Raw genomic sequence first — 22,392 nt, 5'->3', positions numbered from 1 at the left:
CGGGTTCTTCGACGCCGGCATCCGCCCCCGCGGATTCGAAAAAATCCTTTTCCCTTGCGCCAGACGATTTTCCAGACGTTCGGGTAAGCGAAATTTGATGCGGCTCTGCCATCGTTCTCCCGTGGCAGCTCCGAGCCTGTCACCAGCCAGTGTCGCGCCATGTGATCTGGCTTGTCAACGAAAACTTGTGGCTTTTTCTGTCTTCTTGCCCGGATTCGCAAGGATTCCTTGTGTACTGTGGCCGATTTGCCTTAGAAGCGGTCAGCAGCGCAACAATCCGATTGGGCGAAACGCGATGATCTATTCGAAGCGGCATGGCGAAATCCTGCGTCTCCTGCAGGAGGAGGGCACCGTCACCATCGCCAGCCTGGCCGACCGGCTGGGCGTCTCGCTGGAGACCGTGCGCCGCGACGTCAAGCCGCTGACCAGTGACGGTTCGATCCTGAAGATGCATGGCGCCGTCGGCCTGCCGTCGATGGCCGGCGAGGCGCCATTCGAGCGGCGCATGCGCGAGAACGCCGACGCCAAGCGCGCCATCGCCCGCATGGTTGCCGCCACCATCCGCGACGGCGAATCGATCATGCTCGACACCGGCACCACCACCTCTTTCCTGGCCCGCGAGCTGCTCGGCCACCGGCGGTTGACGGTGGTCACCAACTCCTCCGACATCGCCCGCACGCTGGCCACCGTCAACGGCAACAAGGTCTATATGGCCGGCGGCGAATTGCGCAGCGATTCGGGCGCCGCCTTCGGCGTCTCGGCCATCGAATTCGTCAGCCGGTTTTCCGTCAATCATGCGGTGATCTCCACCGGTGCGGTCGATGCCGTCACGGGCGTCATGGACTATGATCTGGAAGAGGCGGAAATCGCCCGCATGGTGCTGTCGCGCGGCCAGCGCTCGCTCGTCATCACCGACCATACCAAGTTCGGCCGCCAAGGCCTGGTTCAGGTCTGCGGCTTCGAAGGTTTTTCCGAACTTGCGACCGACCGTTCTCCGCCGCGCGACATCGCCGCCGCTCTTGTCCAGGCGGGCGCACGGCTCAGCATTGCGGATGGCAAGATCGGAATCTAATCGAAAACCAGCGATTGGTGGGCGCATACGCCCGCGAAGGCTCCGCTCGATACGGCGAAGGCGATGTTGTGCATCGAACGTGCCGCATCTCCGGCGGCATAGACGCCGGGCACGGTCGTCTGCTGCCGGTCGTCGACGGTGATCACTGGGCCGAGGAAGCCTTCCGTGAAAGTACAGCCAAGCTGCTCGGCCAGCGGGCTCGCCATGGTGTTGCGCGGCGCGGTGAACAGCGCCTTGATGCCGGCTTTGCGGCCGTCTTCGAGACTGACGATCAGCCCGCCCGAACTATCCTTTTCCAGCCCCGCCACGCCGGCCGGCTCGAACCGTACGTTCCGCCTTTCCAGCGCAAGCATTTGTTCCGCGTCCGGCTCGAACATGCCGTTTGCGAACAGCGTGACGTCACCCCAGTCGGCGATCAATTGCGCCTGATGCACTGCCATCGGGCCGGTTGCCAGCACGCCAAGCGGCCCGCCGGCCACCTCGTAACCATGGCAATAAGGACAGTGCAGCACGCTCTTTCCCCAATGCTCGGCAAGCCCGGGGACATCCGGCAGGATATCGCGCACGCCGGTGGCAAGCACCAGCCGCGCCGCGCCGAATGTCTCGCCGCGATCAGTCATAATCTCGAAGCCGGAACCGGCGGCAGCGGCCTTGTTCGCCAATCCGACGACGACCCTGGCTGTCGGATAGGCCAGCAGCTGCCGTCTTGCGTCGTCCAGGATTGCGCCGGGCGCGCGCCCGTCCTGTCCCAGGAACCCGTGCGAATGTTCGGCAAAACGGTTACGCGGCTGGCCCGCGTCGATCACCAGGACGTTGCGCCGGGCCCGTCCTGCCTGGATGGCGGCGGACAGGCCGGCAAAGCTGCCGCCGACGACGATCAGATCATACTGCGTAGCTGGCAGATCATACTGCATGGCTGGTCACTCCAATCAACTCGTAACGGCGGTGGAAATCGGCGGCGAGATCGGCGAGCGTGATGCGACTGAGTTTTTCCGCCAGCAGCCTCTCGGCCTCGATGCGAAAATCATCGAGCGCCGCTATCACCGCTTGTTCGACAAGGCAGCCGGGACTTTCCGGCTCGGTGCCGAACGGCAGCAGCGTTTCGCCAAGGGCGGCGCTGATCTCGGCCAGCGAGATTTTCTCGGGCGCACGGCCAAGCTGCCAGCCGCCGCCATGGCCGCGCGACGAGGTGACGATGCCAGCGTCGCGCAAGCCAGCAATGGTCCGGCGGACGACGACCGGGTTCGTGTGGATGAATGTGGCGAGCTGCTCGGAGGTCAGCGCGTCCTCCTGCGTCTCGGCCATGTGGACGAGAATGTGCAGGGTCGAGGAAAGTCTGCTGTTTCGTTTCATGTAACTTACTTAGTTACGAGTCTCGCGGTCGTCAAGCGCCGTCGCCCACTTCCCAGCGCCGCCTTCGCCGTGTTTAGTCCGGCCATGGCCTTCACCATCCGCCAATTGCAGTTCTTCATCGCCGTCGCCGAGCAAGGCACGGTGTCGGGTGCTGCGCAGAACCTGTCGATCTCGCAATCGTCGGTCACCGAAGCGATCAAGGAACTGGAACACGATCTCGGCGTCGAGCTATTCGAGCGCCACCCGCGCGGCTTGAACATCACTCACAAGGGCCATCAGTTCCTGCGCCACGCGACAAAGATTCTTGCCGACGTTTCCGATGCGCGCCGCGCCTTCTTCGGCGAGCAAGCGGCCGCAGGCGGCCGGCTCCAGCTCGGTGTCACCTCGCTGGTCGCCGGCTATGTGCTGTCCGACCTTCTCGCCCGCTATCGACGTGCCTACCCGGGCGTTGAGGTCTCGGCCATCGAGGACAATGGCGATTACCTTGAGCACCTCCTGATCGGAGGCAAGCTCGACATCGCCGTCATGGTCACCTCGAACCTGCGCGATCGCACCGCGCTGCAATCGGAAATTCTCGAAGTCTCGGCCTACCGGCTATGGCTGCCGCTCGGCCACCCGCTGGCCGGCGCCGACATCATCGGCATTGGCGACATCGCCTCGGAGCCGCTGATCATGCTGACCGTCGACGAGATCGAGGAGAATACCGGGAAACTGCTGGCGGCGATCGGCGCCAGGCCGCATGTCGCCTTCCGCACCCGCTCTGTCGAGGCGGTGCGCAGCCTCGTCGCCACCGGCGCCGGTGTGGCGTTGTTGCCCGACCTCGTCTACCGGCCATGGTCGCTCGAAGGCGACCGCATCGAATCGCGCGATATTTCGGGCTCTTTGCCGGTGGTGCAGGTCGGCATGGTCTGGCGGCGCGGCTCCGGCCTGCCGCAGGCCGCACGCGACTTCATCGGGCTTGCCCAATCGCAGCGCATGGTCCGTCAGCGACCGGAGAAGATTGGCCGCTGATCTATCGGAAAAACCGATATCGCCTTTCTGATAAATGAATTTGCGAAACCGGAAATTTCGCAGCACCTTCACGGTCGGGACCAAGCCGCCGCGACAGTGCGGCCCCTCAAATGGGAGATCGACGATGAATTCATTCCTGAAGTCATGCACTGCACTGACGGTCGCGCTGACCTTCTCCGGCCAGGCGATCGCTCAGGTCAAGGAACTCGGCAAGGGCGAAGGCCAGGTCAACATTGTCGCCTGGCCCGGCTACATCGAGCGCGGCGAAACCGACAAGGGCTACGACTGGGTCACGTCCTTCGAGAAGGACACAGGCTGCAAGGTCAACGTCAAGACGGCCAACACGTCCGACGAAATGGTCGCGCTGATGAATGAGGGCGGCTTCGATCTCGTCACCGCCTCGGGCGACGCGTCGCTGCGCCTCGTCGCCGGCAAGCGCGTCCAGCCGATCAACACCGATCTCGTCCCGAGTTGGAAGACGGTCGACGACCGGCTCAAGGATGCGCCGTGGTTCACGGTCGGCGGCGTCCACTACGGCGTCCCCTACCAGTGGGGCCCGAATGTGCTGATGTACAACACCGAGGTGTTCAAGGAAGCGCCGAAGAGCTGGAACGTCGTCTTCGAGGAGATGACCTTGCCTGACGGCAAGTCGAACAAGGGCCGCGTCCAGGCCTATGACGGGCCGATCCATGTCGCCGATGCCGCCAACTATCTGATGTTTCACAAGCCGGAGCTCGGCATCAAGGATCCCTACGAGCTGACCGAGGATCAGTACAAGGCCGCGCTAGATCTGCTGCGCGTCCAGCGCACGCTGGTCGGACGCTACTGGCATGACGCCGCCATCCAGGTCGACGACTTCCAGAACGAAGGCGTTGTTGCTTCAGGTTCATGGCCCTACCAGGTCAACACGCTGGTTGCCGCCAAGAAACCGGTCGCTTCGACTATTCCGCAAGAAGGCGTCACCGGCTGGGCCGACACCACCATGATGGAGGCCGACGTAGCCCACCCGAACTGCGCCTATATGTGGCTGGAACATTCGCTGTCGCCGAAAGTCCAGGGCGACATTTCCGCCTGGTTCGGCTCGTTGCCGGTGGTGCCGGCTGCCTGCAAAGGCAACGAACTGCTCGGCGAAGAAGGCTGCAAGACCAACGGCTACGACAATTTCGAAAAGATCAAGTTCTGGAAGACGCCAGTGTCGAAATGCGCCACCCAGAACGACCAGTGCGTGCCTTACTATCGCTGGGTGTCGGATTACATTGGCGTCATCGGCGGGCGGTGAGTTCGTCTCACTCGTTCTGAGAGCGTATCACTGCCCTCACTCTCACCCTCTCCCCGACGGGAGAGGGAGGACGCCGGCGTTTAGGTAAGCCCCTTCTCCCCGTCACTATACGGGGAGAAGGTGCCGGCAGGCGGATGAGGGGGCAGCGCCGTCGCCTGAATTTGATCAGCCTGGGACAGCCCATGACATCAGCCGTTTCGTTCGCCAAAGTCTCTCGCCATTTCGGCAGCGTGCGCGCCGTCGATACGGTTGATCTCGATATCGTGCCGGGCGAGTTCTTTGCCATGCTTGGACCTTCCGGCTCCGGCAAGACGACCTGCCTGCGCCTCATCGCCGGCTTCGAGCAGCCGACGGCGGGCTCGATCTCCATTTTCGGCGAACGCGCCGAAGGCGTCCCGCCCTATCGCCGCAACGTCAACACCGTGTTTCAGGATTACGCGCTGTTCCCGCATCTCAACGTGCTCGACAACGTCGCCTATGGGCTGATGGTCAAGGGCGTCGGCAAGCCGGAGCGGCAGAAGGCGGCGGAAGAGGCACTGTCGCTGGTGCGGCTTCCGGGCTACGGCGCCCGCCGTCCCGGCCAGCTTTCCGGTGGCCAGCGCCAGCGCGTCGCGCTCGCTCGCGCGTTGGTCAACCAGCCCAAGGTGCTTTTGCTCGACGAGCCGCTTGGCGCGCTCGACCTCAAGCTGCGCGAAAACATGCAGGAGGAGCTGAAGTCGCTGCAGAAGGCGCTCGGCATTACCTTCGTCTTCGTCACCCACGATCAGGGCGAGGCCCTTTCGATGGCCGACCGCGTCGCCGTCTTCAACGACGGCAAGGTCATGCAGATCGGCACGCCGGAGGACATCTACCAGCGCCCGAAGACGCGTTTCGTCGCCGATTTCGTCGGCTCGTCCAATGTGCTGCCGCCTGATTTCGTCCAGCGTTATTCCGGCCAGCATCGCTGGGGGAGCCTGCGTCCTGAATCCATTCGCATTGGTCGAGCGGCCAAGGGCGACGGCGTTGCCGCTCGCCTCGTCTCGACCAACTATCTCGGCGCCACGACAAGACTGGCGCTCGATGCCGACGGGCTGAGGCTGCACGCCGTCGTGCCAGCGGGTGCGAAATTGCCGAGGGAGGGTGAGGCTGTCGTGCTCACCTTCAACCGCGAGCATCTGCATCTGATGGACGAGCCGGCATGATGGCGCTGAAGGTAGCTGGCGGACTGAATGAGGCGCTCTACGGCGCCCCCCTCTGTCCTGCCGGACATCTCCCCCACTTGGGGGGAGATCGGCAGCTTGGTCGGCGGCACCTCTTCTGCAACGTTGGTGGTTGGCGAAAGCGGTCGCGACATCCGATCTCCCCCCAAGTGGGGGAGATGTCCGGCAGGACAGAGGGGGGCGCGAAGGAACGCGACCTGTCGAAGAAGCCATGACCCTGACCGCGACCCAGGCAAAAGCCGCCCCAGCCGTCCTCCCCCGCGGCGGCGGCATGCGTGGCGCCTTGTCCGACGTCTTCTGGCGCAAGCCGAAGCTGCTGCTGCTGTTGATGCTGCTGCCGCCGGTGCTGTGGCTCGGCATCGTCTATATCGGCTCGCTGTTCGCGCTGCTCTTGCAGAGTTTTTTCTCGATCGACGAATTCTCCGGCCTCATCAACCGCGAATTCACGCTGAAGACCTATGGCGACCTGCTCCAGGCCGCCAATCTCGACATAATCCTGCGCACGGTGACGATGGCAGCCCTGGTCACGCTCGCCTCCGCGGTGATCGCCTTCCCCATCGCCTATTACGCGGCGCGCTATGCGCGCGGCCGCTGGAAGGCGCTGTTCTATCTCGGCATCATGCTGCCGCTGTGGTCGAGCTATCTGGTCAAGATCTACGCCTGGAAGCTCATCCTCGCCAAGGAAGGCATCCTGACCTGGCTGCTCACCAAGCTGCATCTTCTATGGCTTGTTGATGGCTGGCTGTCGCTGCCGATCGTCGGCGGCAATTCGCTGTCGGTGTCGTCCACCGGCACCTTCATCGTCTTCGTTTACGTCTGGCTGCCCTTCATGATCCTGCCGGTGCAGGCGGCACTCGAGCGCGTGCCGGGCAATCTGGTCGAAGCCTCGTCCGATCTTGGCGCCTCGCCCGGCCAGACCTTCCGCAACGTGCTGTTCCCGCTGGCGCTGCCGGGCATCGTCGCCGGCTCGATATTCACCTTCTCGCTGACGCTCGGCGATTACATCATCCCGCAGATCATCGGCACCTCGCGGTTGTTCATCGGGCAGGCCGTCTATTCGCAGCAGGGCACCGCCGGCAACATTCCGCTTGCCGCCGCCTTCACCGTAGTGCCCATCGTCATCATGGGCTTCTACCTCTGGGGCGCCAAGCGCATGGGAGCTTTCGATGCGCTCTGATGGCTCACCCGCTCCTCTCGGCCTGAAGGTGGCCGCCGCCTGCGGCCTGCTGTTCCTGCATCTGCCGATCCTCCTGATCTTTATCTATGCCTTCACGACCGAGGAAAAGAGCTTCGTCTGGCCGCCGCCGGGGCTGACGACGCAGTGGTTCGCCGTCACCTGGAACCGCCCGGACGTTTGGCAAGCGCTGTCGCTGTCGGTCCGTGTCGCCGCCATCTCGACCGCCGTCGCGCTGGTCCTCGGCACACTGTGCGCGGCGGCCGTGTCGCGAACACGGTTCTTTGGCCGCGAAACCATCTCGCTGCTGGTCATCCTGCCCATCGCGCTGCCTGGCATCATCACCGGCATCGCGTTGCGTTCGGCCTTTTCGCTGGCCGAGATCCCGTTCTCGTTCTGGACGATCGTGCTCGGCCACGCCACCTTCTGCGTCGTCGTCGTTTACAACAACGCCGTCGCCCGCTTCCGCCGCACCTCCGGCTCGATGATCGAGGCATCGATGGACCTTGGCGCCGACGGCTTCCAGACGTTCCGCCATGTCGTGCTGCCCAACATCGCCACCGCCCTGCTCGCCGGCGGCATGCTCGCCTTCGCGCTGTCGTTCGACGAGGTCATCGTCACCACCTTCACCGCCGGCCAGCAGCAGACGTTGCCGATCTGGATGCTGGAGGAGTTGATCCGTCCGCGCCAGCGCCCGGTCACCAATGTCGTGGCCATGGTTGTCGTGCTGGTGACGCTGCTGCCCATCCTCGCCGCCTACTACCTGACCCGCGACGGCGACCAGATCGCCGGTTCGGGCAAATGACGTCAAAAATCCATAAGGGAGAGACTTCCATGGACACAAAGATGCTGATCGGCTCGAAATTCGAGAAGGGCACCGAGACCGAGGAGCCGATCCTCAATCCGAAGACCGGGGCGACCATCCTCAACCTGCCTGAAGCCAGCCAGGCGCAGATCGAGGCAGCGGTGCTGGCGGCCGAAAAGGCTTTCGTCACCTGGTCGCGCACCACGCCGGCGCAGCGCGCGGGCTATCTCCTGAAGATCGCCGACCGCATCGAGGCCGACGCGAAGGATTTCGCCGCACTCGAGGCGCTCAATTGCGGCAAGCCGATCAATGCCGTGCTCAACGACGAGATCCCGGCGATCGTCGATTGCTACCGCTTCTTTGCCGGTGCCGTCCGCTCGATGCCCGGGCAGGTCGCCGGCGAATACATCCCCGGCCACACTTCGATGGTCCGGCGCGATGCCATCGGCGTCGTCGCTTCGATCGCGCCGTGGAACTACCCGCTGATGATGATGGCCTGGAAGCTGGCGCCGGCGATCGCCGGCGGCAATACCGTGGTTTTCAAACCATCGGAGCAGACGCCGCTGACGGCGCTAAAGCTGGCGAAGGTACTAGCCGAGATCCTGCCGGAAGGCGTCGTCAATGTCGTGCTCGGCCGCGGAGACAGCGTCGGCAACACGCTGATCAACCACCCGAAAATCAACATGATCTCGATCACCGGCGATGTCGCCACCGGCAAGAAGGTGCTGCAGGCCGCCGCCAAGTCCGTCAAGCGCACCCATCTCGAGCTCGGTGGCAAGGCGCCGGTCATCGTCTTCGATGACGCCGACCTGGGCGCGGTGATCAACGGCCTGCGCGCCTTCGGCTATTACAATGCCGGCCAGGACTGCACCGCCGCCTGTCGCATCTATGCCGGCAAGAAGATCTACGACAAGCTTGTCGCCGACCTTTCCTCGGCCGTCTCGACCATCAAGTACAACCGCCCCGACGACACCGAGAACGAGATCGGGCCGCTCATCTCACGCCGCCAGCGCGACCGCGTTTCGAGCTTCGTCGAACGCGCCTCCGAGTTGAAGCACATCGAGATCACCACCGGTGGCAAGCCGGGCGAGGGCTCCGGCTTCTTCTACCAGCCGACGGTCGTCGCCGGCGCCTTGCAGGAAGACGAGATCGTGCGCCGCGAAGTGTTCGGGCCGGTCGTCTCGGTCACTCGCTTTTCCGAAGTCGACGAGGCGGTGAGCTGGGCCAATGACAGCGACTATGGCCTCGCGTCCTCGGTGTGGACCAAGGATGTCTCGCGCGCCATGGCGACAGCCGCTCGGTTGCAATATGGCTGCACCTGGATCAACACCCATTTCATGCTGACCAACGAGATGCCGCATGGCGGGCTGAAACAGTCCGGCTACGGAAAGGACATGTCACTCTATGCCCTGGAGGATTATACCGCCGTGCGGCATGTGATGGTGGCACACGGCTAGCGCCTTCCCTTCTCCCCGCTCACGGGGAGAAGGTGGCCCGAAGGGCGGATGAGGGGCAGCACAAGCTTCTGCCAACTTGGCGCTGCCCCTTATCTGCCTGCCGGCATCTTCTTCCCGTTGACGGGCAGAAGAGCGCTACTCCACAATGCGATAGATGTTCCACAGGCTGGTGCCCGACACCACATAGGGCTCCATCTCCTTCCCCCATTTGGCGTGCGCGTCGATCTTGCCGATCTTGGCGAAGAATTCCTCCAGTTGTGCCAGGCTTTCGACCTGGTGGTGTGACTCGACCGTCGCCTCCCGTGCGCCGATCGAACCGGTCATGATCTGGAACTCAAGCTCGGCGAGACCGACCTGCGAGCCGATCTCGCGTTCCCATTTTTTCAACAAGTCGAGCACTGCCTGCTTGTGCCCGAACTTGGCGTCGATCTGCCATCTGGCGCTGAACATGGCCGCCTCCTCACTCGTCCCATGCCTGCACGACGGTCTGCCGCGCAATCTGGCCGTCCTTCAGCTCCAGCATCGCCGCGCAGAACACTTTTGTGCCGTCCGGGTAGTCGCAGGCCTGGGTGAAGGCGAGGTTGTCGCCGTCGGCGATGGTGGTGTCGACCTTGTGGGTCATCGCCCGGCTGCAGATGTCGTCCCAGAACGTGCTGATCGCCGCGCGCCCGCGGATTTCGCGCGGCTTGCTCGGCGGATTGTTGCGGTCGATTACCCGCACCAGCGCGTCGTCGGCATAGAAGCTCGACAGCAATTTTCCGTCACGGCCTTCGATCGCTTTCTTGATCGCCGCGCCGTCCACGGCCTGTGTCTTGGTCACCATTGTATCCTCCATGTGCCCGTCTTCACGAGCGGGCGTTTGATTGATCGGCGCTGTCCGGCGTTCATCGCCGGGGAGTGATTTTTCTACTGTGACTTCGCCTTGACGGCGGCGAACACCTCATCGGCCTGCTGCTTGAAAGTCGCGAGATCGATCTGGCTGCCGTTGAGCATCGTCGACCAGTGGCGCACGATCGCGGCCATCGCCACCGCTTCCTTGATCTCCTCGTCGGTTGCGCCATTGAGCTTGGCTGCCTGCGTGTGGAAATAGATGCAGTACTGGCAGGGGATCTGCGCAGCGACAGCGAGGCCCATCAACTCCTTGGTCTTGCCATCGAGCGCGGTTTTCGGGTTGAGCTGCACCCCTTTGATCTCAGCCCAGGCGCCGGCGACCGCGACGTCCGGCAGTGTCCTGAACATGTCCGGAACCGAGCCGAGCGTCGCCTGGATATCCTTGTAGGCAGCCGTTGCCGAAGCATCCTCGGCCTTTGCCGGGGCAACAGTCAGGAGCGCACCAATGCCTGCTGCCATCACCAATGATTGGATCTTCCATTTCAACATTTCATCCTCCCTTCGCGGTGCCTTTTCTCGGCGACATCCGCCTGGCCTGCGGAGAGAATTGATACGCTTACGCTTCCGTGGCCGCTTCGCCCGAAAGCGCCATGGCTCTCATGGCCCGTCCGGGCCAGCGTGCCTGGCAGAAAACGCCGCCGCAGCCGCGCGCGACGGCAGATCCAGCTTGAGCAATATGTTGGCGACGTGGCGCTTGACCGTGTGCTCGCTCAGCCTGAGTTCGGCGGCAATCGCGGCATTGCTCTTGCCGTCGGCAATCAGGTTCACCACCTCGCTTTCGCGTGCCGTCAGCGCTGCCGGCTCGGTCATCCGGGCTTTGGGCCGGCAGGCGGGCTCCAGATGCTGTTCGGACGTCGCATGCACCAGGGCGAGCGGCTCATCGAGTTCGTCAAGCGCGATCCGCCCGGCATCGGTGAAATGAAGGCCCGAACCGGTTGCCAGATCGGCGACCAGCCGGGACGCGAGGATATCGCCGCTGCCGGCATGGGCGGCAAGCTGCATCGTCACGCGGCCTGTCAGCCCCGCCGGCGGTCCGCGCAACTCGATCTCGCCGACATGCGCACCTTGCGCTGTGGCCACGCCGATCTTCTGTGCCGCGTCGCGCAGCGCCGCCGCACAGCGTATGGCACGCGCCGGGGCGTCGAACCGCGACATCATCAGCTCGCCATGCGTTCCAGCAGAGCGGCCACCATGGCGCCCGACCAGCAGCCGCCAAGTTTCCTGAAAACGCTGGCTGCGCTCGCTCCACATGCGGTCGCCGAGGCGCGCGGTATCGTAGATGCGGGTCGCTAGAAGTGCGGCTAGCACGCGCTCCGCCTCGGCGACAGCGCGCTCGCCGGTTAGAAACTCCTCGATCAGGTCGGCCACCCGGTCCACGTCGCCGGTCCAAATCGGGTGGTCGCGGCCAGGGATCACGACCAGGCGGGCATTCGGGATCTTTTTGGCCAGGAAACGACTGGCGTCGGGATCGACCCGCGCATCGTTGCGGCGATGGATCAGCAACGTTGGTGCGCTGATCGCCGCCAGCACGCCGCGCACGTCGGTCCCCGCATTCATGCGCGCCAAGGCAGCTGCCGCCGTCGGGCTCGCCGATAGCCGCTCGAAGCGCCCCCACCATGTTGCAAAACGGGAATCGTCAACCCGGCCAGGCGCGAAATTAGGCAAGGTGGCGCCGGTGCCCCATGCGGTCTCCGCCATCTCGATGAAGGCGTCGAGGCGTTCCGGTGGCATCACCCATTTGTGGAAATGTGCATAGCCGCCATAGAGCACCAGCGCCCGGGTCCGCTCCGGATAGGTGGCGGCGAACAGCATCGCCATCGGCGCGCCTTCCGAAGCACCGAGCAATGCCGCACGGCCGCTGCCAGTGGCATCCATCACCGCACGCACATCGTCCATGCGGGTTTCGAGACTAGGCAGGTGATGCGCATCGACGCGATCGGACAGGCCGGTGCCGCGCTTGTCGAACAGGATCAGCCGCGAGAACGCTGAAAGCCGTTTCAGCAGACGGCTGTAACCCTCGTCTTCCCAGTGCAGATCGAGATTGGAAATGAAGCCCGGCACGAAAACGAGATCGAACGATCCCTGGCCGACCACCTGGTAGGCGATCCGCACGTCGCCGCTTCGGGCATATCGAGTTTCGATCGGCCTCACGAGGTTTGTCCGCCCGGCCCGACGATTTCTGGTCGCGGGATCATAGCAGAGCCGCGCGGATTGCGGCAGATGCAACTTTAGAGAGGTTGAATGTAAGCCGGCGGCAGCTAAAGAGACGTTTGCTGGCCTATTTCTGTGACGCCGCGGCGATCTCGGCCTTCCCGTCCGCGCTAAAACCTGCGCCCTCCGGCGCACTCGGCCGCTTGATCCTCACCGAGGCGGCCACGACAAGCTCGTTGAACCCTTCGCCACCGCTGTCCAGCATTTCGAACAACTGCCGCCGCATCCTCGGTTCCCAGAACTTGTTGATGTGCTCGGCGACGCCGGCAATGCCTTCCTCGCGCGGCTTGGAGTGAAAAAAGGCTGCGATCTGGTTGGCCATGCGGACCAGCTTCTCGCCGGTGCTCATGATGTGGCCTTCGTCATGCGACATGCTTGGCAACTCCGGAAACCACCCGTTCGGGGTGGGTGAAAATATCGAAATCATCGCCGCGCACGAGAGCCACCAGCGTCATGCCGGCATCCTCGGCGGTGCGGATGGCAAGTGCCGTCGGCGCCGAGACGGCAATGATGAAGGCAGCACCTATCGCCGCCGTCTTCTGTACCATCTCGACCGAAACGCGCGACGTCACGACGACGGCACCCGAGGTGCCGTCGATGCCGGCTTTGGCCAGTGCGCCGGCCAGCTTGTCGAGCGCATTGTGGCGGCCGACATCCTCGCGCGCCATGACAATGCCCTTGCCGTGGATGTAAAAACCGGCGGCATGCACCGCACCGGTCTCGGCGTGCAGCGGCTGCACCCTCGACAGAAGCTTGACCGAGCGGATGATATCTTCGGCCGCAAGCGTAAGTTTTGACGAACCGACGGCCTCGACCGAGCGCATCGCTTCCTCGATCGATTCGATGCCGCACAGCCCGCAACCGACCGGTCCGGCCAGCCGTCTGCGCCGCGCTTCGAAGCGCGTATTGGCCTGGTCCTTCAAGCTGATCTGGATGTCGATGCCGGCGCCGTGATCTTCGATTTCGATCGCCTCGATTTCTTGGCGGTCGGCGATGATGCCTTCGGTCAGTGAGAAGCCGAGCGCGAAATCCTCGAAATCGGCGGGACTTGCCATCATCACCGCATGAGTGGTGCCGGCAAAGGAGAACGCCACCGGCGTCTCTTCCGGCACCATACGGTTGGCGGCCGCAGTGCCGCCGGCGCGGTGCGCCAGCCGCGAGATCTGCGTCGTGGCTTTGCGGCGCGCGCTCAAAGATTACTCCGCTGCTTCCAGCGTCGCGATGCGACGGCTGTTGCGGGCCTGCTCGTCATAGTCGATCTGCCATTCCGACGGTCCGTTGGACGCGCCTACCTGCACCGCCGTCACCTTATATTCCGGACAGTTGGTTGCCCAGTCGGAGAAATCGGTGGTGATGACGTTGGCCTGCGTGTCGGGGTGGTGGAACGTCGTATAGACCACGCCAGGCGACACCTTGTCGGTGATCAGCGCGCGCAGCGTCGTCTCGCCGGAGCGGCTGGTCAGGCGGACCCAGTCGCCGTCACGCAGACCGCGGTTTTCGGCGTCATGCGGGTGGATCTCCAGCCGGTCCTCGCTGTGCCACATGATATTGTCGGTACGTCTGGTCTGCGCGCCGACATTGTACTGCGACAGGATGCGGCCGGTGGTCAGCAGCAGCGGGAAGCGTGGTCCCGTCCTCTCGTCGGTCGCCACATATTCGGTGCGGATGAACTTGCCCTTGCCGCGCACAAAGCCGCTGATATGCATGATCGGCGTGCCCTCCGGCGCCTTCTCGTTGCAGGGCCACTGCACCGAGCCCATCTTTTCCAGATAATCGTAGGAGACGCTGGCGAAGCTGGGCGTCGTTGTGGCGATCTCGTCCATGATTTCCGACGGATGCTGGTAATTCCAGGCAAGCCCCATCGTCTGCGCGAGCTTCTGCGTCACTTCCCAGTCGGCCAGCCCGTTCTTCGGCGCCATCACCTTGCGCACGCGGTTGATGCGGCGCTCGGCATTGGTGAAGGTGCCGTCCTTCTCGAGGAAGGTCGAGCCGGGCAGGAAGACATGCGCGTAGTTGGCGGTCTCGTTGAGGAAAAGATCGTGCACGACCACGCATTCCATTGCCGCCAGCCCTGCGGCGACATGCTTGGTGTCGGGATCGGACTGCAAGATGTCCTCGCCCTGCACGTAGAGGCCCTTGAACGAGCCGTCGACGGCGGCGTCCAGCATGTTGGGGATGCGCAGGCCGGGCTCATCGTCGAGCTTGACGCCCCACAGGCTCTCATAGATGTCGCGCACCGCATCGCCGGAGACGTGGCGATAGCCGGGCAGCTCATGCGGGAACGAGCCCATGTCGCAGGAGCCCTGGACATTGTTCTGGCCGCGCAGCGGGTTCACGCCGACGCCCGGGCGGCCGATATTGCCGGTCGCCATGGCAAGATTGGCAATGGCGATGACCGTTGTCGAGCCCTGGCTGTGCTCGGTCACGCCGAGGCCGTAATAGATCGCGCCATTGCCGCCGGTGGCAAACAGCCGAGCGGCGCCGCGGATCTCTTCGGGATCGACACTGGCAAGCTGACCGACCACTTCAGGGCTGTTTTCCGGCAGCGCCACGAATGACGCCCAGTCCTGGAACTCGTCCCAGTCGCAGCGCTCGCGGATGAAGGCTTCGTCGAACAGGCCTTCGGTGACAATGACGTGGGCAAGCGCGGTGACCACGGCGACGTTGGTGCCGGGCTTCAGCGGCAGATGGTGCTGCGCCTCGATATGAGCCGAGCGCACGATATCGGTGCGGCGCGGGTCGAGCACGATCAGCTTGGCACCTTTGCGCAACCGCTTCTTCATGCGCGAAGCAAATACCGGATGCGCGTCGGTCGGATTGGCACCGATGATCATCACCACGTCGGTTTTCTCGATCGAATCGAAATCCTGGGTGCCGGCCGAAGTGCCGAATGTCTGGCCAAGGCCATAGCCGGTCGGCGAATGGCAGACGCGGGCGCAGGTGTCGACATTGTTGTTGCGGAAACCCTGGCGGATCAGTTTCTGCACCAGATAGGTTTCCTCGTTCGTGCAGCGCGACGAGGTGATGCCGCCGATCGAGGTGCGGCCATACTGGTACTGGATGCGGCGGAACTCGTTGGCGGTATGGGTGAGCGCTTCTTCCCACGACACTTCACGCCATGGATCGGTGACCTTTTCGCGGATCATCGGATTGAGTATGCGCTCCTTGTGGGTCGAATAGCCGTAGGCAAAACGTCCCTTGACGCAGCTATGGCCACGGTTCGCCTTGCCGTCCTTGTAGGGCACCATGCGCACCAGCTCGTCGCCGCGCATTTCGGCCTTGAACGAGCAACCGACGCCGCAATAGGCGCAGGTGGTGACCACCGAATGCTCCGGCTGGCCGATCTTGATCACCGATTTTTCGGAGAGCGTCGCCGTCGGGCAGGCCTGCACGCAGGCGCCGCAGGACACGCATTCGCTGTCGATGAAGAGCTGATGCATGCCTGGCGACACGCGGCTTTCAAAGCCGCGGCCCTCGATGGTCAGCGCGAAGGTGCCTTGCACCTCCTCGCAGGCGCGCACGCAGCGCGAGCAGACGATGCATTTCGAGGGATCATAGGTGAAGTACGGGTTGGACTCGTCCTTCGCCATCCATTTGAAATTTTCTGCGCCGTCGTTCTTCTTGAAAACGTGGTTGTCGCCCTCATAACCGTAGCGCACGTCGCGCAGGCCGACGACGCCGGCCTGCGTCTGCAATTCGCAGTCGCCATTGGCGGCACAGGTCAGGCAGTCGAGCGGATGGTCGGAGATGTAGAGCTCCATCACGCCGCGGCGGATGTCCTTCAGCCTTCCGGTCTGGGTGTGCACCACCATGCCCGGCGCCACCGGCGTCGTGCAAGAGGATGGCGTGCCGTTGCGGCCGTCGATCTCGACCAGGCAAAGCCGGCAGGAGCCGAAGGCGTCGACCATGTCGGTGGCGCAGAGTTTTGGAATGGCGATGCCCGCCTCCATGGAGGCGCGCATGATCGAGGTGCCTTCCGGCACGGTGACCGAAAAGCCATCAACCGTCAGCGTCACCTGCTTCTCGGATGTCGAGGCCGGTGTGCCGTAGTCGATTTCCTGAACGAGACCCATGGCGAGACTCCTATTCTGCTGCTTCGGCGACCGGCGCCGGCTTGAAATCATCGCGGAAGTGATTGATTGCGCTCATCACCGGATAAGGCGTGAAGCCACCCAGCGCACAGAGCGAACCGAACTTCATCGTGTTGCACAGGTCTGTCACCAGCTCGATCTGCTTTTCCGGCTCGATACCTCTGGCGATCTTGTCGATCGTCTCGACGCCGCGTGTCGAGCCGATGCGGCACGGCGTGCACTTGCCGCAGCTTTCGATGGCGCAGAACTCCATGGCGAAGCGCGCCTGCTTCAGCATGTCGGCGGTGTCGTCGAACACAGTGATGCCGGCATGGCCGATCAGCCCGTCCTTGGCGGCGAAAGCCTCGTAGTCGAATGGCGTGTCGAACAGGGCGCGGGGAAAATAAGCTCCCAACGGACCCCCGACCTGCACCGCCTTGACCGGACGTCCGGTCGCCGTGCCGCCGCCGATGTCATCGACGATCTCGCCAAGCGTCATGCCGAACGCTGCCTCGAACAGGCCGCCATATCTGACATTGCCGGCGATCTGGATCGGAATGGTGCCGCGCGAGCGGCCCATGCCGAAATCCTTGTAGAAGGCAGCACCCTTGTCCATGATGACAGGCACCGATGCCAGCGAGATGACGTTGTTGATTACCGTCGGCTTGCCGAACAGGCCCTGGATGGCCGGCAGTGGCGGCTTGGCGCGAACGACCCCGCGCTTGCCTTCGAGGCTGTTGAGCAGCGAGGTTTCCTCGCCGCAGACATAGGCACCGGCGCCGACGCGGATTTCCATGTCGAAGGCGTTGGGCGAGCCCAGCACGTTGACACCGAGCAGGCCCGCTTCGCGGGCGACCTCGACCGCCTTCTGCATCATCGCCACCGCATGCGGATATTCCGAGCGGATATAGACAAAACCCTTGGTCGCGCCGGTCGCGATGCCGGCGATCGCCATGCCTTCGATCAGCACGAAGGGGTCGCCCTCCATGATCATGCGGTCGGCGAAGGTGGCGCTGTCGCCCTCGTCGGCATTGCAGACGATGTACTTTTTGTCGGCCGTCGTATCGAGCACCGTTTTCCACTTGATGCCGGTCGGGAAGCCGGCGCCGCCGCGGCCGCGCAGGCCCGACTCGGTGACCTGCTTGACGATTTCGGCCGGCGCCATCGCCACGGCGTTCTGCAGGCCCTTCAGCCCGCCATGTGCCTTGTAGTGATCGAGCGACAGCGGATTGATGACGCCGCAACGCGCGAAGGTCAGGCGCGTCTGCCTGGCCAGGAACGGGATCTTGTCGGGCGCGCCCAGCCAGCGCTTGTGGTGACCGCCGGTGAGGAAGCCGCTGTCGAACAGTCCTTTGACGTCGGACGGCTTCACCGGCCCGTAGGCGACGCGGCCCTTGTCTGTTGTTGCCACTTCGACCATCGGCTCGAGGAAATAGGCGCCGCGCGAACCGTTGCGCACGATCTTGGCCTCAATGCCGCGATCGGCCAATTCTCTCTCAATCGCCTTGGCGACCTTTTCCGCACCCAGCGCCAGCGCGCCGGAGTCTCCCGGAATGTAGATGCGCGGGATCATGAGCGCACCTCGGCAACGATCTCGTCGAGCTTTTCGTCATCGAGCCGGCCGATCACCGCGCCGTCCAGCATCGCCGATGGCGCGCAGGCGCAAAGGCCGAGGCAATAGACCGGTTCCAGCGTCACCGAACCGTCGCGCGCCGTCTCGTGGAAGCCGATGCCCAGCAATTGCTTGAGCTTGGCGGCAATGGCGTCCGAGCCCATCGACTGACAGGCTTCCGCCTGACAGAGCTTCAGCACATGCCGCCCGGCCGGGTGGCTGCGGTAGTCATGGTAGAAGGTTACGACGCCGTGCACCTCCGCCTTGGAGATGTTCAGCGCCTCGGCGATCACCGGCAGCGCGTCCTGCGGCACATGGCCGAATTCTTCTTGGATGCCGTGGAGGATCGGCAATAGCGGGCCTTCGAGGCCCTTCAGCTCCTGGATGATCGCCGCCGTGCGCGACGCGATCTCGGTACTTGCAGGCTGCATTGTCATGCAGCGCCCTCCCTGGTCGTTGCGATCCAATGCATGTCGCCCAAAAGTGCGAAACGTTCTTTTTGGGCAACGACATGCGATGTCGCTAAGTGTTTAGGAAATCAGAGGAAACCCGCCAAATCAATAAAGCCGATCCGTTGATCGATAGAAATCTTCTATCGATCCCACTCATCCGGCAATCTCTAGCTCAACGGCGGGCGCGGAAATCGTCTGCCAGCGCCATCGCCTCGTCCAGCAGCGCCGAGACGAGCGGCGTGTGCGGCTCGCGCGGCGTCGCCACCAGCCCCACGGTGTGGCTGGCATCCGGCTCGACGATCGGTATGGCCCGGATCGGCTCGGAAAAGCCGAATGTTTCCGAGAGGTTGAGCGGCATGATTGACGACCATTTGCCGGTACGGATATGGGAGAATAGCACGATCATCGAATTGGATTCGAGTGTCGGCCGCACCTGCGTGCCGGCTTCGGCCAAATGCTGGTCGATGATGCGGCGGTTCTGCATGTCCGGCGTCAATAGGCAGAGCGGCAGCTGGCTGAGCTCCGCCCATGTCACTTTGTCGCGGTCGGAATAGGGGTTTCCGACGGCGGTGATCAGCTGATAGCGCTCGTCATAGAGCGGCACACTGGTCACCCGCCCCAGCGGCTCGTTGTCGAGATAGGTGATGCCGGCGTCGATGTCGAAATTGCCGAGCAGCGACAGCACCTCGATCGAGGTGCGCGACAGCACCGAGAAGGTGACGCCGGGATGTTTTGCCCGAAAAGGTGTCGTCAGCCGCGCCACCATGGCCAGCGCCGTCGGGATGGCCGCGATGCGGATGCGTCCCGAAAGGCCGTGACGCGCCGCCCGCATCTCCTCGCGCATGGTGCGGGTATCGCCGACGATGCGGCGCGCCCACACCAGCACCTGTTCTCCCTCCGGCGTCAGCCCCTGAAAGCGCGAGCCGCGCAATACCAGCATCACGCCGAGCTGGCCCTCCAACTGCTTGATCCCGGCCGAAAGCGTCGGCTGGGTGACGCCGCACACCTCCGCCGCCCGGCCGAAATGCTCTTCCCTGGCCAGCGCGATGAAGAATTCCAGCTTGTCGATCATGCCATCTGTCCGGTGTCCAGCGCCAAGGTCGGGGAAATTGCCTTCCGCCGCAAGCTGCATGTGCAATCGGCAGCATCCACACCTTTCAGCCGGCTTACTATTTCCCGCAGCGGCATGCGGCGCTATGTGGATAAGGCGAGGTCGTGGGGCACGGGAGATCGAACATGCTGGGCTGGTTCCGCAAGCTGCTGCCGCGCGAAGATCGCTTCTTCGACCTCTTCGAGCAGCACTCCCGCACCGTGGTCGATGGCGCCGAGGCGCTCGAGCAGCTCCTCCAGGGCAAGGACATCGATCGCTGGTGCCAGAAGATCATCGATCTTGAAGACCAGGCCGATCACATCACCGCGGAAGTCCTGCTTTCCGTGCGGCGCTCGTTCATCACGCCTTTCGATCGCGGTGACATCAAGGACCTGATCCAGTCGATGGATGACGCCATCGACATGATGCACAAGACCGTCAAGACGGTGAAGCTGTTCGACAAGAAGGAATTCGACCCGCTGATGCAGGAAATGGGCGGCGTCATCGTTATTGCAGCCAAGCTGGTCGCCGAGGCCATCCCATTGCTCAGCAAGATCGGCGCCCACAGCGTGCGCCTCAACGCGATCGCCGAAGAGGTCATGCGCGCGGAAGGCCGGGCCGACGATCTGCACGAGCAGGGCCTGAAGGACCTGTTCAAGAGGCATGGCCGCAGCGACCCGATGGCCTACCTGATCGGCAGCGAGATCTATGGCGAGCTGGAAAAAGTGGTCGACCGGTTCGAGGACGTCGCCAATGAGATCAGCGGCATCGTCATCGAGAACGTTTAGCCAATGGAAGCCGCCATCGCCTTACCCGTGCTGGCCGGGCTCATCGCCGTTGCGCTGTTCTTCGATTTTCTCAACGGACTGCACGATGCCGCCAACTCTATCGCCACCATCGTCTCCACGCGTGTGCTGAGGCCACACTATGCGGTGCTGTGGGCGGCCTTCTTCAATTTCATCGCCTTCCTGTTCTTCGGCCTTCATGTTGCCGAGACCTTGGGAACGGGCATCATCGACGCCAGCATCGTCACCCCGGGGGTGATCTTCGCCGCTCTCGTCGGTGCCATTGTCTGGAATATCGTCACCTGGCTCGTCGGCATCCCCTCCAGCAGCTCGCACGCGCTGATCGGCGGACTTGTCGGTGCCGGCGTTGCAAAGGCAGGCGGCGGCGCCATCGTCTGGACCGGACTCGGCAAGACCATTGCGGCCATCGTCCTGTCGCCGGCGACCGGATTTCTGCTGGCGCTTGTCCTGATCCTTGCGGTCTCCTGGGCGTTCGTGCGCCAGACACCGTTCGCCGTGGACAACACTTTCCGCGTCATGCAGTTCGTTTCCGCCTCGTTCTATTCGCTCGGCCATGGCGGCAACGACGCACAGAAAACCATGGGCATCATCGCCGTGCTGCTCTATTCGCAAGGCATGCTCGGAGAAAATTTCTACGTGCCGCTATGGGTCGTCATCACCTGTCAGGCGGCGCTGGCGCTGGGCACATTGTTCGGCGGCTGGCGCATCGTCCACACCATGGGCTCGAAGATCACCCGGCTGAACCCGATGCAGGGGTTCTGCGCCGAGACCGGCGGTGCGATCACCCTGTTCGCCGCCACTTGGCTCGGCATTCCGGTGTCGACGACGCATACGATCACCGGCGCCATTATCGGCGTCGGCGCCGCCCGCCGCGTCTCAGCCGTGCGCTGGGGCATCGCCGGCAACATCGTCATCGCCTGGATTGTCACTCTGCCGGCCACCGCCGCGATTTCGGCCCTCACCTACCTCGCGGTCAGCCTGGGAACATGACGCGGGCATGGTGGCGCTTGGAGTCGCCTCCGGCGCGGCGACCCTACGCCAGATGCGGCAGGCATGCGTGGACGCCGAAATCTACCTGTCGACCAGGTTCAGGATGTTGCCGTCAGGATCCTTGAACCATGCGACCTTCATGCCGTAGCCGACATGGATGTCGCCTTCCAGCGTCAGGCCCGGCATCTCGTAGTGCTCGAAGACGACGCCCTTCGATTTCAGCGCCTTGACGACGGTGTCGATCTCGTCGCCGACCATCCAGGTCACGGCTGTTGCCTTGTTGGTGCCGGCGAACTTCGATTGGTACACGTTGATGCTGGTGTCGCCGCTTTTGTAGACGATCAATTCGCCGCCCTCATTGTGGACCTCAGTCAGGCCGAGCGTTCCCTCATAGAAAGACCTGGCCTTCGCCAGATCTTTCACCGCGAGATTGGCCGTTGCGTTGCTGTGTGCGAGCATGATTGTCTCCTTCCTTGCTGGCGAGCACGCCCGAGCCCTGCAAGAAAATAGGGCTGCTTCGCCTTCTGGCGACCGCAGCTCGCGCGATCGGCGTGCCTCTTCCTAAGACGTTTCGATTGACGCAAATCCCTACAAGTGGACGCAAGTTTTTGAAGCCATGCCACTGCGCGTGCCGTTCCGCCGCTTGGTTCTGTTCGGGAACTGCCTTATCTGAACTGGAAAGCAGAGGAAAAGCTGATGCCCGCCGTCCAGGAAAACGTCACCAAGGAAATCGTCATCGAGCGCCTGAAGACGGTCAACGGACCGGACTTCACCGGCAACATCGTCGACCTCGGCATGGTTTCCGAAATTTTCATTGCCGATGCCAAGGTCTTCTTCTCGATCACGGTCCCTGCCGCCAGGGCTCAGGAGATGGAGCCGCTGCGTGCCGCCGCCGAACGGGTCGTCAAGGCGATCCCCGG

23 protein-coding genes are annotated in these 22,392 nt (G+C 63.4%); 10 read left to right on the top strand and 13 right to left on the bottom strand.

Annotated features, from left to right (window positions below):
• Positions 1-295: 295 nt before the first annotated feature.
• Positions 296-1,072: a DeoR/GlpR family DNA-binding transcription regulator gene (locus EOC93_RS19165; RefSeq protein WP_127205399.1), complete on the top strand. Its 777-nt coding sequence runs from the start codon at positions 296-298 to the stop codon at positions 1,070-1,072.
• Here the strand turns inward: EOC93_RS19165 and EOC93_RS19160 are convergent.
• Entirely contained in the window at positions 1,069-1,986 is a 918-nt protein-coding gene (locus EOC93_RS19160) for an NAD(P)/FAD-dependent oxidoreductase (protein ID WP_127205398.1), read from the bottom strand. The genes EOC93_RS19165 and EOC93_RS19160 overlap by 4 nt on opposite strands.
• Positions 1,976-2,425: an Rrf2 family transcriptional regulator gene (locus EOC93_RS19155; protein WP_127205397.1), complete on the bottom strand. Its 450-nt coding sequence runs from the start codon at positions 2,423-2,425 to the stop codon at positions 1,976-1,978. Before EOC93_RS19155 ends, EOC93_RS19160 begins: the two co-directional genes overlap by 11 nt.
• Positions 2,426-2,509: 84 nt before the next feature.
• Between EOC93_RS19155 and EOC93_RS19150 the strand changes: the two genes are divergently transcribed.
• From EOC93_RS19150 to EOC93_RS19120, 6 genes are all read left to right on the top strand, one after another.
• Positions 2,510-3,436: a LysR substrate-binding domain-containing protein gene (locus EOC93_RS19150; RefSeq protein WP_127205396.1), complete on the top strand. Its 927-nt coding sequence runs from the start codon at positions 2,510-2,512 to the stop codon at positions 3,434-3,436.
• Positions 3,437-3,560: 124 nt separating this feature from the next.
• Positions 3,561-4,715, top strand: a complete 1,155-nt coding sequence (locus EOC93_RS19145; protein ID WP_127205395.1) for an ABC transporter substrate-binding protein — start codon at positions 3,561-3,563, stop codon at positions 4,713-4,715.
• 182 nt (positions 4,716-4,897) lie between these two features.
• A complete protein-coding gene (locus EOC93_RS19140; RefSeq protein WP_127205394.1) occupies positions 4,898-5,896 on the top strand; it encodes an ABC transporter ATP-binding protein in 999 nt (332 codons plus the stop codon).
• Between the two features lie 229 nt (positions 5,897-6,125).
• Positions 6,126-7,091, top strand: coding sequence for an ABC transporter permease (locus EOC93_RS19130; RefSeq protein WP_127205393.1), 966 nt, complete (start codon positions 6,126-6,128; stop codon positions 7,089-7,091).
• Positions 7,081-7,893 (top strand): ABC transporter permease, encoded by an 813-nt coding sequence (locus EOC93_RS19125; protein WP_127205392.1) that lies wholly within the window; start codon positions 7,081-7,083, stop codon positions 7,891-7,893. Before EOC93_RS19130 ends, EOC93_RS19125 begins: the two co-directional genes overlap by 11 nt.
• A gap of 29 nt (positions 7,894-7,922) precedes the next feature.
• On the top strand, positions 7,923-9,350 hold the full coding sequence (locus EOC93_RS19120) for a gamma-aminobutyraldehyde dehydrogenase (protein ID WP_127205391.1): 1,428 nt from the start codon (positions 7,923-7,925) through the stop codon (positions 9,348-9,350).
• Between the two features lie 135 nt (positions 9,351-9,485).
• Here EOC93_RS19120 and EOC93_RS19115 read toward each other — a convergent pair whose 3' ends face one another.
• From EOC93_RS19115 to EOC93_RS19070, 10 genes are all read right to left on the bottom strand, one after another.
• Complete coding sequence (locus EOC93_RS19115) at positions 9,486-9,800, bottom strand: hypothetical protein (RefSeq protein WP_095483000.1); 315 nt, start codon at positions 9,798-9,800, stop codon at positions 9,486-9,488.
• 10 nt (positions 9,801-9,810) lie between these two features.
• On the bottom strand, positions 9,811-10,173 hold the full coding sequence (locus tag EOC93_RS19110) for a nuclear transport factor 2 family protein (RefSeq protein ID WP_095483047.1): 363 nt from the start codon (positions 10,171-10,173) through the stop codon (positions 9,811-9,813).
• Positions 10,174-10,256: 83 nt separating this feature from the next.
• Positions 10,257-10,730 (bottom strand): carboxymuconolactone decarboxylase family protein, encoded by a 474-nt coding sequence (locus EOC93_RS19105; RefSeq protein ID WP_127205390.1) that lies wholly within the window; start codon positions 10,728-10,730, stop codon positions 10,257-10,259.
• 108 nt (positions 10,731-10,838) lie between these two features.
• Entirely contained in the window at positions 10,839-12,392 is a 1,554-nt protein-coding gene (locus EOC93_RS19100) for an alpha/beta fold hydrolase (protein ID WP_127205389.1), read from the bottom strand.
• Positions 12,393-12,519: 127 nt separating this feature from the next.
• The gene (locus EOC93_RS19095) at positions 12,520-12,825 is read right to left on the bottom strand and encodes a formate dehydrogenase subunit delta (protein ID WP_127205388.1); all 306 of its coding nucleotides are present in this window, start codon (positions 12,823-12,825) and stop codon (positions 12,520-12,522) included.
• Positions 12,815-13,645 carry a formate dehydrogenase accessory sulfurtransferase FdhD gene (gene fdhD / locus EOC93_RS19090; RefSeq protein WP_127205387.1) on the bottom strand — a complete coding sequence of 277 codons (831 nt, stop codon included), beginning with the start codon at positions 13,643-13,645 and terminating at the stop codon, positions 12,815-12,817. Before fdhD ends, EOC93_RS19095 begins: the two co-directional genes overlap by 11 nt.
• A gap of 3 nt (positions 13,646-13,648) precedes the next feature.
• Positions 13,649-16,525 (bottom strand): formate dehydrogenase subunit alpha, encoded by a 2,877-nt coding sequence (fdhF, locus tag EOC93_RS19085; RefSeq protein ID WP_127205386.1) that lies wholly within the window; start codon positions 16,523-16,525, stop codon positions 13,649-13,651.
• Between the two features lie 10 nt (positions 16,526-16,535).
• A complete protein-coding gene (locus EOC93_RS19080) occupies positions 16,536-18,095 on the bottom strand; it encodes an NADH-quinone oxidoreductase subunit NuoF (protein ID WP_127205385.1) in 1,560 nt (519 codons plus the stop codon).
• The gene (locus EOC93_RS19075; RefSeq protein WP_095482994.1) at positions 18,092-18,571 is read right to left on the bottom strand and encodes a formate dehydrogenase subunit gamma; all 480 of its coding nucleotides are present in this window, start codon (positions 18,569-18,571) and stop codon (positions 18,092-18,094) included. Before EOC93_RS19075 ends, EOC93_RS19080 begins: the two co-directional genes overlap by 4 nt.
• Before the next feature lie 187 nt (positions 18,572-18,758).
• Positions 18,759-19,658 carry a LysR family transcriptional regulator gene (locus EOC93_RS19070; protein WP_095482993.1) on the bottom strand — a complete coding sequence of 300 codons (900 nt, stop codon included), beginning with the start codon at positions 19,656-19,658 and terminating at the stop codon, positions 18,759-18,761.
• 164 nt (positions 19,659-19,822) lie between these two features.
• Here EOC93_RS19070 and EOC93_RS19065 point away from each other — a divergent pair, with 164 nt between their 5' ends.
• Both EOC93_RS19065 and EOC93_RS19060 read left to right on the top strand, forming a co-directional pair.
• The gene (locus tag EOC93_RS19065; protein WP_095482992.1) at positions 19,823-20,464 is read left to right on the top strand and encodes a DUF47 domain-containing protein; all 642 of its coding nucleotides are present in this window, start codon (positions 19,823-19,825) and stop codon (positions 20,462-20,464) included.
• A gap of 3 nt (positions 20,465-20,467) precedes the next feature.
• Positions 20,468-21,472 carry an inorganic phosphate transporter gene (locus tag EOC93_RS19060; protein ID WP_127205384.1) on the top strand — a complete coding sequence of 335 codons (1,005 nt, stop codon included), beginning with the start codon at positions 20,468-20,470 and terminating at the stop codon, positions 21,470-21,472.
• An 81-nt stretch (positions 21,473-21,553) separates the two neighbouring features.
• Here EOC93_RS19060 and EOC93_RS19055 read toward each other — a convergent pair whose 3' ends face one another.
• Positions 21,554-21,931, bottom strand: a complete 378-nt coding sequence (locus EOC93_RS19055; protein WP_127205383.1) for a VOC family protein — start codon at positions 21,929-21,931, stop codon at positions 21,554-21,556.
• Between the two features lie 237 nt (positions 21,932-22,168).
• On the opposite strand from EOC93_RS19055, the gene EOC93_RS19050 reads away from it, so the two are divergent.
• Positions 22,169-22,392, top strand: a 224-nt coding sequence (locus EOC93_RS19050) for an iron-sulfur cluster assembly protein (protein ID WP_164759196.1), incomplete at its 3' end; no start/stop codon positions are given.

It is taken from the genome of Mesorhizobium sp. M6A.T.Ce.TU.002.03.1.1, from assembly GCF_003997275.1.
Taxonomy (GTDB): Bacteria; Pseudomonadota; Alphaproteobacteria; order Rhizobiales; family Rhizobiaceae; genus Mesorhizobium; species Mesorhizobium mediterraneum.
Note: the sequence above shows the minus strand (reverse complement) of the source record. Positions and strands in the feature narration are given on the sequence as shown.

Bases quoted from the DNA above. Each gene is read 5' to 3' on its own strand.
- EOC93_RS19110 (WP_095483047.1), bottom strand. From the start codon at position 10,173: ATGGTGACCAAGACACAGGCCGTGGACGGCGCGGCGATCAAGAAAGCG.
- EOC93_RS19120 (WP_127205391.1), top strand. From the start codon at position 7,923: ATGGACACAAAGATGCTGATCGGCTCGAAATTCGAGAAGGGCACCGAG.
- EOC93_RS19130 (WP_127205393.1), top strand. From the start codon at position 6,126: ATGACCCTGACCGCGACCCAGGCAAAAGCCGCCCCAGCCGTCCTCCCC.
- EOC93_RS19080 (WP_127205385.1), bottom strand. From the start codon at position 18,095: ATGATCCCGCGCATCTACATTCCGGGAGACTCCGGCGCGCTGGCGCTG.
- fdhF (WP_127205386.1), bottom strand. From the start codon at position 16,525: ATGGGTCTCGTTCAGGAAATCGACTACGGCACACCGGCCTCGACATCC.
- EOC93_RS19155 (WP_127205397.1), bottom strand. From the start codon at position 2,425: ATGAAACGAAACAGCAGACTTTCCTCGACCCTGCACATTCTCGTCCAC.
- EOC93_RS19150 (WP_127205396.1), top strand. From the start codon at position 2,510: ATGGCCTTCACCATCCGCCAATTGCAGTTCTTCATCGCCGTCGCCGAG.
- EOC93_RS19075 (WP_095482994.1), bottom strand. From the start codon at position 18,571: ATGACAATGCAGCCTGCAAGTACCGAGATCGCGTCGCGCACGGCGGCG.
- EOC93_RS19105 (WP_127205390.1), bottom strand. From the start codon at position 10,730: ATGTTGAAATGGAAGATCCAATCATTGGTGATGGCAGCAGGCATTGGT.
- EOC93_RS19065 (WP_095482992.1), top strand. From the start codon at position 19,823: ATGCTGGGCTGGTTCCGCAAGCTGCTGCCGCGCGAAGATCGCTTCTTC.
- EOC93_RS19160 (WP_127205398.1), bottom strand. From the start codon at position 1,986: ATGCAGTATGATCTGCCAGCTACGCAGTATGATCTGATCGTCGTCGGC.
- EOC93_RS19060 (WP_127205384.1), top strand. From the start codon at position 20,468: ATGGAAGCCGCCATCGCCTTACCCGTGCTGGCCGGGCTCATCGCCGTT.
- EOC93_RS19115 (WP_095483000.1), bottom strand. From the start codon at position 9,800: ATGTTCAGCGCCAGATGGCAGATCGACGCCAAGTTCGGGCACAAGCAG.
- EOC93_RS19165 (WP_127205399.1), top strand. From the start codon at position 296: ATGATCTATTCGAAGCGGCATGGCGAAATCCTGCGTCTCCTGCAGGAG.
- EOC93_RS19055 (WP_127205383.1), bottom strand. From the start codon at position 21,931: ATGCTCGCACACAGCAACGCAACGGCCAATCTCGCGGTGAAAGATCTG.
- EOC93_RS19140 (WP_127205394.1), top strand. From the start codon at position 4,898: ATGACATCAGCCGTTTCGTTCGCCAAAGTCTCTCGCCATTTCGGCAGC.
- EOC93_RS19095 (WP_127205388.1), bottom strand. From the start codon at position 12,825: ATGTCGCATGACGAAGGCCACATCATGAGCACCGGCGAGAAGCTGGTC.
- EOC93_RS19125 (WP_127205392.1), top strand. From the start codon at position 7,081: ATGCGCTCTGATGGCTCACCCGCTCCTCTCGGCCTGAAGGTGGCCGCC.
- EOC93_RS19145 (WP_127205395.1), top strand. From the start codon at position 3,561: ATGAATTCATTCCTGAAGTCATGCACTGCACTGACGGTCGCGCTGACC.
- EOC93_RS19070 (WP_095482993.1), bottom strand. From the start codon at position 19,658: ATGATCGACAAGCTGGAATTCTTCATCGCGCTGGCCAGGGAAGAGCAT.